The organism is Citrobacter sp. Awk 2 (genome assembly GCF_028069815.1).
Lineage (GTDB): Bacteria > Pseudomonadota > Gammaproteobacteria > Enterobacterales > Enterobacteriaceae > Citrobacter.
This window is the reverse complement of the sequence record NZ_JANEWL010000112.1, coordinates 1-14,004: the sequence shown is the minus strand read 5'-3', so window position 1 is coordinate 14,004 and position 14,004 is coordinate 1. Positions and strand designations below refer to the sequence as shown.

The window sequence follows — 14,004 nt, the reverse complement described above, 5'->3', positions numbered from 1 at the left end:
ATATAAAAAACACGCTCTTGAACTTTTATTTTTATTAAGCTATGGACCCGATAAAATAATGGAAAGACTATTTTAGGTTTGAACGATTCAGCGGTGTAAAAACTATAATTTTGGTGAATGTAATGGATGGGTTTCAATAACTAAACAATAAGGGCCAGCCTCATGATGAGAGACTGGCTGCTGAGAAGGGATTTATCGACCTGCATTTTTCATAATACGAGCTTTGTCCAACTGCCACTCACGCTCTTTTACATCAGAACGCTTGTCGTGCTGTTTCTTCCCTTTTGCGACGCCGATTTTGACTTTGCACCAGGCATTTTTCCAGTACAGAGAAAGTGCCACAACGGTGTAACCGTCACGATTCATACGCCCATATAAGGAGTCGAGTTCGCGTTGGTTTAACAGAAGTTTACGGGTGCGAGTAGGGTCACACACGACGTGCGTTGAGGCAACGGCCATCGGCGTGAAGTTGGCACCAAACAGGAATGCTTCGCCGTCTTTGAGAATGACATAGCTATCGCCAATATTGGCCTTTCCTGCACGCAGGGATTTGACTTCCCAGCCTTGCAGTGCGAGTCCAGCCTCGAACTCTTCTTCGATAAAATATTCGTGTCGTGCGCGCTTGTTGAGCGCGATTGTGGCTGAGCCAGGTTTGTGTGCTTTTTTCTTCGTCATAATGCCGCTCAGTATAGGTAATCTGGAATTGAAAAACACCCCATTTCATCCAGCGGGGCGCAAGGCGCTATCTTAGCACGAGTTGGGCTATAGCGTTTTTTTTAGCGGATGATAAATGGTATTATTTGCACGATTGATATTGATGGAAATTGTTATGCCTCAGATTAGCCGGACCGCTTTAGTACCTTACAGTGCGGAACAGATGTATCAGTTAGTGAATGATGTTAAATCCTATCCTCAGTTTTTACCGGGTTGCACCGGAAGCCGTGTCCTGGAGTCGACTCCGGGGCAGATGACAGCGGCTGTGGATGTCTCTAAAGCAGGGATTAGCAAAACGTTCACCACGCGTAATCAACTGACCAGTAACCAGAGCATCCTTATGCATCTGGTCGATGGACCGTTCAAAAAACTCATTGGGGGCTGGAAGTTTACGCCGTTGAGCCAGGAAGCGTGTCGCATTGAATTTCATCTTGATTTTGAGTTCACGAATAAACTGATCGAACTGGCATTTGGCCGTATCTTTAAAGAGCTGGCGTCGAACATGGTGCAGGCCTTCACGGTTCGCGCAAAAGAGGTTTACAGTGTCAGTGTCGGCTAAGATTGTCGTTGAAGTCGCGTACGCGCTGCCGGAGAAACAGTATCTACAGCGCGTGACGTTGCAGCAGGGCGCAACCGTCGAAGAAGCGATTCGCGCTTCCGGGCTGCTGGAACTACGTACTGATATCGATCTCAGCAAAAATAAGGTGGGCATCTACAGCCGTCCGGTGAAGCTTGCTGATGTCGTACATGATGGCGATCGGGTAGAAATCTATCGACCGTTGATTGCTGATCCGAAAGAACTGCGCAGGCAGCGGGCAGAGAAATCCGCTAAAAAATAACAAACATTAAAAAAGGTGCTCATTGAGCACCTTTTTTTGATCTCTTAAACCTACTTTTTGTCGGTCAGGGCAGGTTTGTTATCAATGTTGGTCAATACACCACTGCTGTTAAAGGTCAGCGTCAGCGTTTGCTGCGTCACGCCTTCATGACCCGGCTGCTGACGGAACACATAAAACCAGGTATTGGTGCCAAAAGGATCGGACATCATTGGTGTACCCAGAGCATAAGCAACCTGTTGTTGCGTCATACCCGTACGTACTTTAGCGACATCAGTAGGTGTCAGATAGTTTCCCTGGTTGATGTCAGGGCGGTAAACCACTCGCTCCAGAGTGGAACAGCCTGCGGTCAACATCAGTAGTACTGCTGCAGCAGCAGTCAGCGTTTTACAGCGCATAGTGATTTGATTCCTTTTCGGGCCCGAGCAGTACGCGGCTCATATGTAATATGCCGATGATAATAGACCTTTCACCACTTTAAAACCTTTTGGTGTCAGGTCAGTCGGCGATTTTATGTTGAACTCAGACCTTAGCAAGGTAAAAAAGTTTATGCTGCCAGCAGTTCTTTTGCATTCGCGAGGGTATTACGCGTTACTTCGCTACCGCCAAGTAAGCGAGCGAGCTCCTGCAGACGTGCGCGTTTATCAAGCGCCTGCATATGTGTTTCAGTCATTGCGCCGTCCGTTTCTTTGCTGACATAGAAATGCTGATGACCGCAACCCGCAACCTGCGGCAAGTGGGTGACGCACATCACCTGAGTTGATTCACCCAACTGGCGCAGTAGCTTACCCACAACCGCTGCCGTCGGACCACTGATACCAACGTCAACTTCATCAAAAATCAGCGCTGGGGTTTCCATTTTACGCGCGGTAATCACCTGAATGGCCAGTGCGATGCGCGACAGTTCCCCACCAGAAGCGACTTTCGCAATTGGCTGCAACGGTTGGCCTGGGTTCGTAGTGACTTTAAACTCAATGCGATCGGCTCCGTCTATGCTCAGATGGTGTTCATCAAACTTCACATCGATGCAAAAGAGGCCGTGCGGCATTGAGAGTGCATGCATACTCTCTGTGATGAGTTTCCCCAATTCCTGAGCGTAATGCTGGCGCTGGCGGTGCAATATTTTTGCCGTTTCCAGCGCCTGCTGGTGGTGCGCGTTTACCGCCAGGGTTAAGGTTTCGAGCGAGTCAGCCTGATCGTCAAGCTGCTGTTGCTCATCAAGCAGGGACTGGTAAAACTGTGGCAATGCTTCAGGGGCGACGTGATGCTTACGCGCCAGAGAGATTTGCTTAGAAATACGCTGTTCAAGCTCAAACAAACGGTTAGGGTCTAAATCCAGGCGATCACAGTAGTGTCGCAGTTCGTCGCTGGCTTCGCTGAGCTGAATAGTCGCCTCTTCCAGCATGTCCAGAATACCAGAGAGCTTGCCGTCCATGCCCGCCAGTTCACTGACCAGCTGTTTGGCTGTATATAACTGGCTTTGCAGGTTAATGTCTTCGCCATCGGCCATGATAGCCAGCGCTTGCTGGCTGGTGGTGAGCAACTGCCCGCTGTTAGCCAGACGCTTGTACTCTTCATCAATTTGCTCAAACTCGCCCGCCTGGGGGTTGAATTCATTCAGCTCTTTTAACTGATATTGCAACAGTTCCGTCCGGGCAGCGCGTTCCTGGCTTTGTTGCTGATGATGGGCCAGATCACGGCAGCTCTGATGCCATAGCTGGTAGCGTGCGGACATTTCCTGAATCAGGGACGCTTCATTAGCGTAACCATCAAGCAGAGACTTTTGGTGTTCCGATTTTGTCAGAAGCTGATGCGCGTGCTGGCCATGGATTTGAATAAGCAACTGACCCAGTTCGCGAAGCTGTGACAGGGGAACGGCAGTGCCGTTGATAAAGCCGCGGGAACGGCCGTCGCTGCTGATTACGCGGCGTAACAAACACTCACGACCATCTTCAAGCTGGTTCTCTTCCAGCCAGCGTAGCGCCGCAGGGGTGTCTTTTAAAGAGAAACGCGCACACAGATCGGCGCGAGTGGCATCTGTGCGCACCATGTCGGCATCCGCCCGCCCGCCCAGACACAACCCGAGAGCATCAATGGCAATGGATTTACCCGCACCGGTCTCGCCAGTGATGACGGTCATTCCGCTTTGGAAATCGATCTCCAGTTCACGAACGATAGCAAAATTGCTGATGGTCAGTTGTGCCAACATAGCTGTTTTCCTGTATGAAAAACCATGACTGTGATTGCATACAGTATAAACTGGTTTTTTATACAGTAAAGAGGTTGGCGTTAAATTAGAATAATTTTTTTGACCAGCCTAACTTAGTGCTTAATGTGTTGAAATAGCTGTAATCTTTGGGATGAATCAGATTCAGGTGATAATCACAGCGGCGAATCAATACGTCTTCGCCTTCCTGTATAGGTAAGGCAATCTGGCTGTCGCAGCTGATCTCCAGGTCATTACGGCGATGCGAGAAGCGCAGGCGAATCGTGCTGTTACTGTTAATTACCAGCGGGCGAGCGGAGAGCGTATGTGGGAACATCGGTACCAGCGTAATGGCATCCAGGGAAGGGGTGAGAATGGGACCTCCGGCAGACAGCGAGTAGGCGGTAGACCCAGTTGGTGTGGAGATAATCAGTCCGTCTGAACGCTGAGAGAAGGCAAAAATTTCATCTATATAGACTTCAAATTCAATCATGTGCGCAACCTTGCCTGGGTGCAACACCACTTCATTGATTGCAGTGCTGATACGCTTTTGGCAATCCTGCTGGCAGACCTGTGCTTCAAGTAAAAAACGCTTTTCGCTGATATAATGACCTTCCAGTACATCTGCTAATTGCTGTTGGGCATTGTCCGGGTCAAGATCGGTCAGAAAACCGAGGTTGCCGCGGTTAATCCCGATGACCTTGATGTCGTAACGCGCAAGCGTGCGTGCGGCCCCAAGCATATTGCCGTCGCCACCGACAACCACCGCGAGATCCGCCTGTTGACCAATTTCTGCCAGCGTACCGGTCTGCACATTTTTCAGTTGGAGCTCATGGGCGATTTGTTGCTCCACGATAACCTCGTAACCTTTCGTGCATAACCAGCGGTAGAGCATTTCATGTGTCGTCAGTGCAGTAGGGTGACGTGGATGCCCCACAATGCCAATACACTTGAAATGTTTGTTCATTTTCTCGAGGTCCTTGTAACGAAGATTGGTGACAATGTGAGTACTTCCCTTGAATCCCTGAATCTGATCCCCATAATAAGCCAAGTTAGCGAGATGAATGCGAAAAAACGCGGAGAAATTCATGAGTAGTAAAGAACAGAAAACGCCTGAGGGGCAAGCCCCGGAAGAAATTATCATGGATCAGCACGAAGAAGTTGAGGCGGTTGAATCAGACGCTTCTGCTGAGCAGGTGGATCCGCGCGATGAAAAGATTGCGAATCTGGAGGCTCAGCTTGCAGAAGCTGAAACGCGCGAGCGTGACAGCGTGTTGCGTATCAAAGCGGAAATGGAAAACCTGCGTCGTCGTACCGAACTGGACGTAGAAAAAGCGCATAAGTTTGCGCTGGAAAAATTCGTCAACGAACTGCTGCCGGTGCTGGATAGCCTGGACCGCGCGCTGGAAGTGGCGAACAAAGATAATGACGCGATGGCGGCGATGGTTGAAGGTATTGAACTGACCCGTAAATCGATGCTGGATGTTGTGGCGAAGTTTGGCGTGCAGGTGGTTGCGGATATCGATGTGCCGATGGACCCGAACGTACACCAGGCTATTGCAATGGTCGAGTCTGATGAAGTTGCTGCCGGTAACGTGCTGATGGTAATGCAGAAAGGCTATACCCTTAACGGACGTACCATTCGCGCTGCAATGGTGTCTGTGGCGAAAGCAAAAAGCTAATCAGCTTCAGACCGGGTAGTGCTGATGCGTTACCCGGTCTGAATTATCCTCACTGGTCAGATACGCTCTCGCGAAGTGGTTTGACTGGCAATACCTGCACCTGCTTAATCATATTGTCCTGTACGTCGAGAATATCGATATCGTACTGACCAATGCGCACTCGCGTGCCGGCAACGGGGATCTCTTCCAGTGCTTCAAGGATAATACCGTTTACCGTTCGCGCATCATCTTCCGGCAAATGCCAGTTAAAGGCCTTATTGATTTCACGAACGTTGGCGCTGCCATCAATAATCACTGAGCCGTCATTCTGTGGCGTGACTTCTTCGGCAAGCGTCGGGGACATTGACGTGGTGAAGTCACCGACAATCTCCTCCAGAATATCTTCAACGGTGACCAACCCCTGAATATCGCCATATTCGTTGACCACCAGGCCGACCTTCTTCTTATTACGCTGAAATTTGATCAACTGAGTGCTGAGTGGGGTACCTTCCGGGACAAAGTATATTTCGTCAGCGGCGCGTAGCATGGTCTCTTTGGTGAACTCCTTTTTCTCGGCCATGAGTCGCCAGGCTTCACGGACGCGCAGCATACTAATGGCATCATCCAGTGAGTCGCGGTACAGCACGATACGCCCGTGCGGGGAGTGCGAAAGTTGGCGGACGATTGATTTCCAGTCATCGTTAATATCGATACCGATGATTTCGTTACGCGGGATCATAATGTCATCGACGCTGACTTTTTCCAGGTCCAGCACGGACAGTAGCATATCCTGGTTACGGCGAGAGATTTGCGAGCGCGATTCATTCACCAGCGTTCGTAGTTCATCTTTACTCAGCGAACCGCTCACCACGATATCTGTTTTGATGCCCATCATACGCATCAGCAGACGTGTGATGGTATTCAGTAACCAGACAAGCGGCATCATCAGTATTTGCAGTGGCGCTAACAACACGCTGCTGGGATAGGCCACCTTTTCTGGATACAGCGCGGCAATGGTTTTGGGCAATACTTCAGCAAATACCAGTACCACAAAGGTCAGAACCCCGGTGGCGATTGCCACGCCCGCATCGCCATACAGACGCATACCGACAATGGTTCCGAGCGCTGAGGCCAGTATATTCACCAGGTTGTTACCAATGAGGACCAGGCTTATCAGACGGTCGGGCTTACGAAGCAGTTTCTCAACGCGTTTTGCCTGACGATTTCCCTGTTTTGCGCGGTGTCGCAGACGGTAGCGGTTCAGGGTCATCATTCCGGTTTCGGAACCGGAAAAATAGGCGGAAATAACCACCATGATGAGAAGCGTAACAATAAGCGTGGTGGTGGAGATGTGTTCCACGTAGGTTCCTTAAAAGACTTAACTCACAAACTGCTGCAAGATGCGGCTGCCGAAATAGGCCAGCGTCAGAATGCCTGCGCCTGCGACGTTAAACCAGACGACACGACGTCCGCGCCAGCCTTCATGGTAATGTCCCCACAGCAGAACGATATAGACAAACCATGCCACGATAGACAGAACGGCTTTATCAATATTTTCTGTGCTGAACAGGTTGTGCATATAAAACAGGCCAGTACATAGCGTCAGCGTCAGCAGAACCACGCCTATCTGGGTGATATGAAACATTTTGCGCTCAATGCTCATCAATGGCGGCATTTCATTGTTGAACGCCAGTCTTTTATTTTTGAGCTGATAATCGATCCATGCCAGTTGCAGCGCATACAGCGCGGCAATGATTAAGGTGGCATAGGATAAGAGCGATAGCCCGATGTGAATCATCATGCCCGGTGTGGCTTCAAGGTGGGTGATGTATTCGTTGGGCATAAACGTAGCGCATGCCAGATTGATTAATGCAAAGGCATACACGATCGGCAGCAATAGCCAGCCGCGGTTGCGTGAGGCCACAATGGTCATTACCGTACAGATCATCAGGCTAACCAGAGAACCGACGTTCAGCAGGCTCAGGTTTTGTCCGCTTTCACCACCTGGCAGAATACGTGCTTCCAGGGCAAACGCGTGACAGACCAGCGCGATAACCGCAGAAAGAATAGCCATACGCCGCCAACCGCTGTTTTTTTGCAGCAGGGCGGGAACGATCAGCGCAAGGCTGACGGAATAGGCGACAAGGGCTAACAGAGCAAAAACGGGCATATGGGTGTCGACAGTTGGCCAAGAGTAAAGAAAAGCAGTATAGCGTTACGTGACCTCTGCTCCAACCGTTGCATAACAACAAAGGCGGCTTCATGTTATACTGCGGCAAATTTCTGTTGATGTGTCGCTGTTGCGACCGACCGTTTCCACCCCAGGCGAGAGACAATGTTTGATAATTTAACCGATCGTTTGTCGCGCACGCTGCGCAATATCAGTGGCCGTGGACGCCTTACTGAAGACAACGTTAAAGAGACGCTGCGCGAAGTGCGCATGGCGCTGCTGGAGGCTGACGTCGCGCTGCCGGTAGTGCGTGAGTTTATCAATCGCGTAAAAGAGAAAGCGGTTGGTCATGAAGTGAATAAGAGCCTGACGCCGGGTCAGGAGTTCGTCAAAATTGTTCGTAACGAACTCGTCGCGGCGATGGGCGAAGAGAACCAGACGCTGAACCTGGCGGCCCAGCCACCGGCAGTGGTGTTGATGGCGGGTCTGCAGGGTGCGGGTAAAACGACCAGCGTAGGTAAGCTGGGTAAATTCCTGCGCGAGAAGCACAAGAAGAAAGTACTGGTGGTCTCCGCGGACGTCTATCGCCCGGCGGCGATCAAACAGCTGGAAACGTTGGCCGAACAGGTCGGCGTGGACTTCTTCCCTTCTGACGTCGGTCAGAAGCCGATTGATATCGTTAACGCCGCGCTGAAAGAAGCTAAACTCAAATTCTACGACGTGCTACTGGTGGATACCGCCGGTCGTCTGCACGTTGATGAAGCGATGATGGACGAAATCAAACAGGTCCACGCGTCTATCAATCCGGTAGAAACGCTGTTTGTTGTCGATGCTATGACGGGTCAGGATGCTGCGAATACTGCGAAAGCGTTTAACGAAGCTCTGCCGCTGACCGGTGTGGTACTGACTAAAGTCGACGGTGACGCCCGTGGCGGTGCGGCACTGTCTATTCGTCATATCACCGGTAAGCCGATTAAATTCCTCGGTGTCGGTGAGAAAACGGAAGCGCTGGAGCCGTTCCACCCGGACAGGATTGCCTCCCGTATTCTCGGCATGGGTGATGTGCTGTCGCTGATCGAAGATATCGAAAGCAAAGTTGACCGCGCACAGGCAGAGAAATTAGCCAGCAAGCTGAAAAAAGGCGACGGCTTCGATCTGAACGATTTCCTTGAACAGCTTAAGCAGATGAAAAACATGGGCGGCATGGCCAGCCTGATGGGCAAACTGCCGGGCATGGGTCAGATCCCTGACAACGTGAAATCGCAGATGGACGATAAAGTGCTGGTGCGTATGGAAGCCATCATCAACTCGATGACGATGAAAGAACGCGCTAAGCCGGAAATCATCAAAGGTTCCCGCAAACGCCGTATCGCTCTGGGCTGCGGGATGCAGGTACAGGATGTTAACCGTCTTCTGAAACAGTTCGACGACATGCAGCGCATGATGAAGAAAATGAAGAAGGGCGGAATGGCGAAGATGATGCGCAGCATGAAGGGGATGATGCCGCCTGGCTTCCCTGGGCGCTAATTTTTCCGGCCTGGCTCACTGGCTATTTCGGCACCGGGGTGTGCTCGCCATCCTCACGTACTGCGTGTACGCTGCGGTGGCTGCGCGCACGCCGGCACCGAACTTGCTGCGCCGCCGACGGCCTTCTACGGCAGAGTTATTAACTGTTGATTGCTTTTTTCTCAGAAATCAGTAAAATTTTCGGGCTTTTAATATGACACCGGGTCCCTTCCCTCGATGGGGCCCGGTGTTTTATTCACACAAGAGGATGTTATGGTAACTATTCGTTTAGCTCGTCACGGCGCTAAAAAGCGTCCGTTCTACCAGGTTGTTGTCACCGACAGCCGTAATGCACGCAACGGTCGCTTCATCGAGCGCGTTGGCTTCTTTAACCCGATCGCTAGCGAAAAAGAAGAAGGCACTCGCCTGGATCTGGATCGCATTGCTCACTGGGTTGGCCAGGGCGCGACTATTTCTGATCGCGTTGCTACGCTGATCAAAGCAGCAAACAAAGCAGCTTAATCTGTCACGGTGGTCATGATGAGCAAGCAACTCGCCGCACAGGCACCCGTGGAACCCATCGTTTTGGGGAAAATGGGGTCTTCTTACGGTATCCGTGGTTGGCTCAGAGTGTTTTCTTCCACTGAAGACGCCGAAAGCATTTTTGACTATCAGCCCTGGTTTATCCAGAAGGCGGGTCAGTGGCAGCAAGTACAGCTGGAAAGCTGGAAGCACCACAATCAGGATCTGATCATCAAGCTGAAAGGTGTTGACGATCGTGATTCGGCGAATCTACTGACTAATTGTGAAATTGTCGTGGATTCCTCGCAGTTGCCTGCGCTGGAAGAGGGTTCCTACTACTGGAAAGACCTTATGGGTTGCCAGGTAGTGACCACTGAAGGCTACGATCTCGGAAAAGTCGTCGATATGATGGAAACCGGATCGAATGACGTGATCGTCATTAAGGCAAACCTGAAAGATGCGTTTGGTATCAAGGAACGTTTAGTACCGTTCCTCGATGGGCAGGTTATCAAGAAAGTCGATCTCGCTACTCGTACTATCGAAGTAGATTGGGATCCTGGTTTTTAAACCACCGGATAAACGGTAAAAGTCGGCGTTATGGGGATTGGCTTGTGTTTATAGGTATCGTTAGCCTGTTTCCAGAAATGTTCCGTGCAATTACCGATTACGGGGTAACTGGCCGGGCAGTAAAAAATGGCCTGCTGAACATCCAGAGCTGGAGTCCTCGTGACTTTACGCATGACCGGCACCGTACCGTGGACGATCGTCCTTACGGCGGCGGACCGGGGATGTTGATGATGGTGCAACCTTTACGGGATGCTATTCATGCAGCAAAAGCTGCGGCTGGTGAAGGCGCAAAGGTGATTTATCTGTCACCTCAGGGACGCAAGCTTGATCAAGCGGGCGTTAGCGAACTGGCAACGAATCAAAAGTTGATTCTGGTGTGCGGTCGCTATGAAGGAATAGATGAGCGCGTGATTCAAACCGAAATTGATGAAGAATGGTCAATCGGCGATTACGTTCTCAGCGGTGGTGAGTTACCGGCAATGACGCTGATCGACTCCGTTTCCCGGTTTATTCCGGGCGTACTGGGGCATGAAGCATCAGCAATCGAAGATTCGTTTGCTGACGGGTTGCTGGACTGTCCACACTATACCCGACCTGAAGTGTTAGAACAGATGGAGGTACCGGCGGTATTACTGTCGGGAAACCACGCTGAGATACGTCGCTGGCGTTTGAAACAGTCGCTGGGCCGGACCTGGCTTAGAAGACCTGAACTTCTGGAAAACCTGGCTCTGACTGAAGAGCAAGCAAGGTTGCTGGCGGAGTTCAAAAAGGAACACGCACAACAGCAACATAAACATGATGGGCAGGCGTAAGCCCCCAATATCAGTTTACCCAGGATAAGAGATTAAATTATGAGCAACATTATTAAGCAACTTGAACAAGAACAGATGAAGCAGGACGTACCTTCCTTCCGTCCGGGTGATACCGTGGAAGTGAAAGTATGGGTTGTTGAAGGTTCCAAAAAACGTCTGCAGGCATTCGAGGGCGTGGTTATCGCTATTCGTAACCGCGGTCTGCACTCTGCATTCACTGTTCGTAAAATTTCCAACGGCGAAGGCGTTGAGCGTGTCTTCCAGACTCACTCTCCGGTAGTTGACAGCATTGCTGTTAAACGTCGTGGTGCTGTTCGCAAAGCTAAACTGTACTACCTGCGTGAGCGTACTGGTAAGTCTGCTCGTATCAAAGAGCGTCTTAACTAAGATATCGCTCAGGCGACATCCTGATAGAAGGGGCTGGCCATTTTGGGCTGGCCCCTTTTTTTATATCGACAGAATACCGATGCCAGCGGTTAGCCGGGTAAATTGATTTTGCGGCGTTTGAGGCTTAATGGAAAGGTGATTGTTACGTTACCGGCGAGGTGCTGAGTCGTGTGGGGCGGGTGTTTCGTTTGTCATTGCAATCGACTGACTGCGCGAGTTCGTACGTCGTATTCTCCGTTAGCGCAGCCAGCCGGGTAATGATTAAGGTGTACTGATGACTACCGCAACGCGGCGGTTTTCGGCACGGCCTTTTGAAGTTTGGTTGCTGGCAAGCGGGTATTTCTTCCCGAGCCCTTGGGTTGTCAGGTTAGTACGTGGAATATTGGCACCCTGAGCCCAGGCGTCTGCAACCACATTGGCGCGTTTGAGCGACAGAGCTTCGTTGTAGCTGTCCTCACCATAGTTATCGGTGTGACCATCCAGACGAGCATGGTTTAACCCGGTCGCAGCCAGTTTGGACGCCATTTCCTGGATTTGCTTTTCACTTTCAGGGCGGAGTTTATAGTCGTTTTTGTCAAACAGGATGGTGTCAGACAAACCCAGAGACCAGTCTCCTGAAGCTTCAGTGAATCCGTACGATTTCATGGCTGCAATTTGCTCTGGGGTAAATTTCCCCTGAGGCGCCTGACAGCCTGCCAGAATCAGCATGATGAGAATAAACGGGGATAATAAACGTTTTAGCATGTGTGTAATTCCTTATTTTTTAATAATGCGCTCAGCGCGCAAATTTTTAGCCTGATACATATTGTGATCGGCAAGTTCTTGTAATTTCTCGGCAGAGGCATGTTCCCACGTCAGTGCAAAACCAATACTGAGTGTCATGCTTGCCAGATGACCGTTATGCAGGTCAAAAGGTCGATTAAACTCTTGCGACAACGCCGCGCAGATACGTTGAACTTCGTATTCAGAATGGACGCTGTAAAGCACCATGGCAAATTCATCGCCGCCAAGTCGGTATGGGTGATGCCGATTACCACCAAATTCGGCCAACCTTTTTGCGACTTCGATCAGGACCCGATCGCCCGCAGCGTGTCCCCAGGTATCATTAATAAATTTAAAATTATCGCCATCAAGGAATAACAACGCAGAGCTGCTGTGGGCCGCGTCGTCGTTCATCAGTGCGTTAATACTGCTACGAAATGCGGCACGGTTCGCAAGACCGGTCAAAGGGTCATGTAGCGCGGTACGCAACAGTTGGGCATTCTTTGCCTGCAGACGTAGTTGCCACTCTTCCATCTCATCCAGCAGGCTATTAAAGTCCTGAGCAAACAGATGAAATTCTTCAATCCGCTCTTCAGATACGCGCCGCGAGAAATTTCGATTGGTACGAACATCATGTACCACTTCAGTAATATTTTGCAGGGCGTCCACGACGCCATTGTGTAAATAACGAGTAAGCATCAACGCAATACCCGATGCCAGTAAAATGCATCCGGTAAGAACGGCTAGCGACAAATAAATAAAATGGCTAATAACGCTATCGCGGGCAATCAAGCGCACCTCACCAATAACGTCGCCATTGTGCAAAATGGGCTGAGTCACCGGTTGCGGGAACAGCCAGTGGCTGATGATGCTGCTGATTTTGTCAGTGGTATCCTGCGCGTCATAGTGCCAGGTGGCGATCACTTTCTGCTTTTGATTGCGGACCTCTGCAACTGAAAATTGCCCTTGCTGCCCCAATGCAGCCAGCGTTTCCGATGCTGCGACACTATCCGAAAAGACTAATGCTGCTTCGAGCGTGCGGGTCATGGTTGCTGCCGTGAGATCCAGGTTCTTTTGTGCGTATTGCTTCAAAGCCAGCACAGAAGAAATGCTAAGCAGCAGCCAAATCAGCGTCATGGTTACCAGTACGCTGACGATGCTGATACGCCGTAGTGTCCGCTTAAACGTTGGGCGTTTTATGGGAGAAGGACCCTTATTCATGCTTTTTATTCCGCGCAAGCATCAATACGTCCGGACTCACCCTTACACCGCTGCGTGACAGGGAATCCATATTTACGGAAAATCTCACGTCTTCATCTTTAATTATGAGGCAAAAAGCGCTGCCAATAACGCATTCGGGATTCTGTTCGGCAATTAATAACAATGCCTTAGTAGGATATTTATTCTTTAATTCCGCCTGATATGTAGGGCTTTCTTTTCCAAAATAAAAGCCATCACACTGCGCAACTAAAACTTCTTGTTCCGTATGAATGATGACAGGAAGATAGGGTAGTGCTCCTGCTCGGGTATCTTCCAGCACGCTGGAAAAGCGCGAAGAAGAGAATATACACAGTTTTGGTGGCCCTGAAAGTGCGGGCCAGCGTGTATAACTGACGATACCGGAAACCATAGAGCGCACAGATTTTGCCTCTTCCGTAACGCTGTGAGCGTACAGAGGTAATCCGGTCAGAAGCAGTGCCAGTAGAAGTATGAGTCGGTAAGAAAAGCTCATGAATAGGTACCTACCAGCGTTTGCCGTAATGCGTCGATATACATTCAAGATTGTTTGCAACAAAATAACATTATTTTCCCAGGGCGTCATTATTCCTGGAATGAGTGTATTGAGTATTTAAGCTAAATC

At 50.3% G+C, this 14,004-nt stretch carries 17 protein-coding genes; 8 read left to right on the top strand and 9 right to left on the bottom strand.

Going from position 1 to position 14,004, the window contains the following annotated elements; all coding sequences use genetic code 11:
* Window positions 1-192: 192 nt before the first annotated feature.
* Window positions 193-675, bottom strand: a complete 483-nt coding sequence (gene smpB / locus NNO02_RS20325) for an SsrA-binding protein SmpB (RefSeq protein WP_003031211.1) — start codon at window positions 673-675, stop codon at window positions 193-195.
* A 154-nt stretch (window positions 676-829) separates the two neighbouring features.
* Between smpB and ratA the strand changes: the two genes are divergently transcribed.
* Both ratA and NNO02_RS20315 read left to right on the top strand, forming a co-directional pair.
* Window positions 830-1,273: a type II toxin-antitoxin system toxin RatA gene (gene ratA, locus NNO02_RS20320; RefSeq protein ID WP_040234063.1), complete on the top strand. Its 444-nt coding sequence runs from the start codon at window positions 830-832 to the stop codon at window positions 1,271-1,273.
* Complete coding sequence (locus NNO02_RS20315) at window positions 1,263-1,553, top strand: RnfH family protein (RefSeq protein ID WP_271450280.1); 291 nt, start codon at window positions 1,263-1,265, stop codon at window positions 1,551-1,553. Before ratA ends, NNO02_RS20315 begins: the two co-directional genes overlap by 11 nt.
* 50 nt (window positions 1,554-1,603) lie before the next feature.
* Here the strand turns inward: NNO02_RS20315 and bamE are convergent, their stop codons facing one another.
* The 3 genes from bamE to nadK all read right to left on the bottom strand — a co-directional run bounded on the left by bamE (window position 1,604) and on the right by nadK (window position 4,723).
* A complete protein-coding gene (gene bamE / locus NNO02_RS20310; protein WP_200009169.1) occupies window positions 1,604-1,948 on the bottom strand; it encodes an outer membrane protein assembly factor BamE in 345 nt (114 codons plus the stop codon).
* 149 nt (window positions 1,949-2,097) lie between these two features.
* Complete coding sequence (gene recN, locus NNO02_RS20305) at window positions 2,098-3,759, bottom strand: DNA repair protein RecN (RefSeq protein ID WP_271455585.1); 1,662 nt, start codon at window positions 3,757-3,759, stop codon at window positions 2,098-2,100.
* An 85-nt stretch (window positions 3,760-3,844) separates the two neighbouring features.
* A complete protein-coding gene (nadK, locus tag NNO02_RS20300) occupies window positions 3,845-4,723 on the bottom strand; it encodes an NAD(+) kinase (protein ID WP_137383492.1) in 879 nt (292 codons plus the stop codon).
* Window positions 4,724-4,844: 121 nt separating this feature from the next.
* Between nadK and grpE the strand changes: the two genes are divergently transcribed.
* Window positions 4,845-5,438, top strand: coding sequence for a nucleotide exchange factor GrpE (grpE, locus tag NNO02_RS20295; protein WP_048212941.1), 594 nt, complete (start codon window positions 4,845-4,847; stop codon window positions 5,436-5,438).
* 49 nt (window positions 5,439-5,487) lie between these two features.
* Here the strand turns inward: grpE and NNO02_RS20290 are convergent, their stop codons facing one another.
* Together NNO02_RS20290 and NNO02_RS20285 are read right to left on the bottom strand one after the other, a co-directional pair.
* A complete protein-coding gene (locus tag NNO02_RS20290; RefSeq protein ID WP_005130434.1) occupies window positions 5,488-6,777 on the bottom strand; it encodes an HlyC/CorC family transporter in 1,290 nt (429 codons plus the stop codon).
* Between the two features lie 18 nt (window positions 6,778-6,795).
* Window positions 6,796-7,587, bottom strand: coding sequence for a cytochrome C assembly family protein (locus NNO02_RS20285; RefSeq protein ID WP_137383491.1), 792 nt, complete (start codon window positions 7,585-7,587; stop codon window positions 6,796-6,798).
* A 165-nt stretch (window positions 7,588-7,752) separates the two neighbouring features.
* On the opposite strand from NNO02_RS20285, the gene ffh reads away from it, so the two are divergent.
* The 5 genes from ffh (at window position 7,753) to rplS (ending at window position 11,381) form a co-directional block, all read left to right on the top strand.
* Window positions 7,753-9,114 (top strand): signal recognition particle protein, encoded by a 1,362-nt coding sequence (ffh, locus tag NNO02_RS20280; RefSeq protein ID WP_271455584.1) that lies wholly within the window; start codon window positions 7,753-7,755, stop codon window positions 9,112-9,114.
* A gap of 252 nt (window positions 9,115-9,366) precedes the next feature.
* On the top strand, window positions 9,367-9,615 hold the full coding sequence (rpsP, locus tag NNO02_RS20275) for a 30S ribosomal protein S16 (protein ID WP_003031228.1): 249 nt from the start codon (window positions 9,367-9,369) through the stop codon (window positions 9,613-9,615).
* A gap of 18 nt (window positions 9,616-9,633) precedes the next feature.
* On the top strand, window positions 9,634-10,182 hold the full coding sequence (rimM, locus tag NNO02_RS20270; RefSeq protein ID WP_271450281.1) for a ribosome maturation factor RimM: 549 nt from the start codon (window positions 9,634-9,636) through the stop codon (window positions 10,180-10,182).
* A 44-nt stretch (window positions 10,183-10,226) separates the two neighbouring features.
* Entirely contained in the window at window positions 10,227-10,994 is a 768-nt protein-coding gene (gene trmD, locus NNO02_RS20265) for a tRNA (guanosine(37)-N1)-methyltransferase TrmD (RefSeq protein WP_003031232.1), read from the top strand.
* A 39-nt stretch (window positions 10,995-11,033) separates the two neighbouring features.
* Window positions 11,034-11,381, top strand: a complete 348-nt coding sequence (gene rplS, locus NNO02_RS20260; RefSeq protein WP_002914145.1) for a 50S ribosomal protein L19 — start codon at window positions 11,034-11,036, stop codon at window positions 11,379-11,381.
* A gap of 261 nt (window positions 11,382-11,642) precedes the next feature.
* Here the strand turns inward: rplS and NNO02_RS20255 are convergent, their stop codons facing one another.
* Genes NNO02_RS20255 through NNO02_RS20245 form a run of 3 tightly spaced genes read right to left on the bottom strand, consistent with a single transcriptional unit; the run spans window position 11,643 to window position 13,875 of the window.
* Window positions 11,643-12,125 (bottom strand): OmpA family protein, encoded by a 483-nt coding sequence (locus NNO02_RS20255; RefSeq protein WP_005130427.1) that lies wholly within the window; start codon window positions 12,123-12,125, stop codon window positions 11,643-11,645.
* A gap of 12 nt (window positions 12,126-12,137) precedes the next feature.
* A complete protein-coding gene (gene dgcN / locus NNO02_RS20250; protein ID WP_271450275.1) occupies window positions 12,138-13,364 on the bottom strand; it encodes a diguanylate cyclase DgcN in 1,227 nt (408 codons plus the stop codon).
* Window positions 13,357-13,875 carry a YfiR family protein gene (locus NNO02_RS20245; RefSeq protein ID WP_040234078.1) on the bottom strand — a complete coding sequence of 173 codons (519 nt, stop codon included), beginning with the start codon at window positions 13,873-13,875 and terminating at the stop codon, window positions 13,357-13,359. The genes dgcN and NNO02_RS20245 overlap by 8 nt, the downstream gene beginning before the upstream one ends.
* Between the last annotated feature and the right edge of the window lie 129 nt (window positions 13,876-14,004).

What these genes read in the sequence shown, in the direction of transcription:
- smpB (WP_003031211.1), bottom strand. Translation starts at nt 675, where the DNA reads ATGACGAAGAAAAAAGCACACAAACCTGGCTCAGCCACAATCGCGCTC.
- ratA (WP_040234063.1), top strand. Translation starts at nt 830, where the DNA reads ATGCCTCAGATTAGCCGGACCGCTTTAGTACCTTACAGTGCGGAACAG.
- bamE (WP_200009169.1), bottom strand. Translation starts at nt 1,948, where the DNA reads ATGCGCTGTAAAACGCTGACTGCTGCTGCAGCAGTACTACTGATGTTG.
- recN (WP_271455585.1), bottom strand. Translation starts at nt 3,759, where the DNA reads ATGTTGGCACAACTGACCATCAGCAATTTTGCTATCGTTCGTGAACTG.
- nadK (WP_137383492.1), bottom strand. Translation starts at nt 4,723, where the DNA reads ATGAACAAACATTTCAAGTGTATTGGCATTGTGGGGCATCCACGTCAC.
- grpE (WP_048212941.1), top strand. Translation starts at nt 4,845, where the DNA reads ATGAGTAGTAAAGAACAGAAAACGCCTGAGGGGCAAGCCCCGGAAGAA.
- NNO02_RS20285 (WP_137383491.1), bottom strand. Translation starts at nt 7,587, where the DNA reads ATGCCCGTTTTTGCTCTGTTAGCCCTTGTCGCCTATTCCGTCAGCCTT.
- ffh (WP_271455584.1), top strand. Translation starts at nt 7,753, where the DNA reads ATGTTTGATAATTTAACCGATCGTTTGTCGCGCACGCTGCGCAATATC.
- rpsP (WP_003031228.1), top strand. Translation starts at nt 9,367, where the DNA reads ATGGTAACTATTCGTTTAGCTCGTCACGGCGCTAAAAAGCGTCCGTTC.
- rimM (WP_271450281.1), top strand. Translation starts at nt 9,634, where the DNA reads ATGAGCAAGCAACTCGCCGCACAGGCACCCGTGGAACCCATCGTTTTG.
- rplS (WP_002914145.1), top strand. Translation starts at nt 11,034, where the DNA reads ATGAGCAACATTATTAAGCAACTTGAACAAGAACAGATGAAGCAGGAC.
- NNO02_RS20255 (WP_005130427.1), bottom strand. Translation starts at nt 12,125, where the DNA reads ATGCTAAAACGTTTATTATCCCCGTTTATTCTCATCATGCTGATTCTG.
- dgcN (WP_271450275.1), bottom strand. Translation starts at nt 13,364, where the DNA reads ATGAATAAGGGTCCTTCTCCCATAAAACGCCCAACGTTTAAGCGGACA.
- NNO02_RS20245 (WP_040234078.1), bottom strand. Translation starts at nt 13,875, where the DNA reads ATGAGCTTTTCTTACCGACTCATACTTCTACTGGCACTGCTTCTGACC.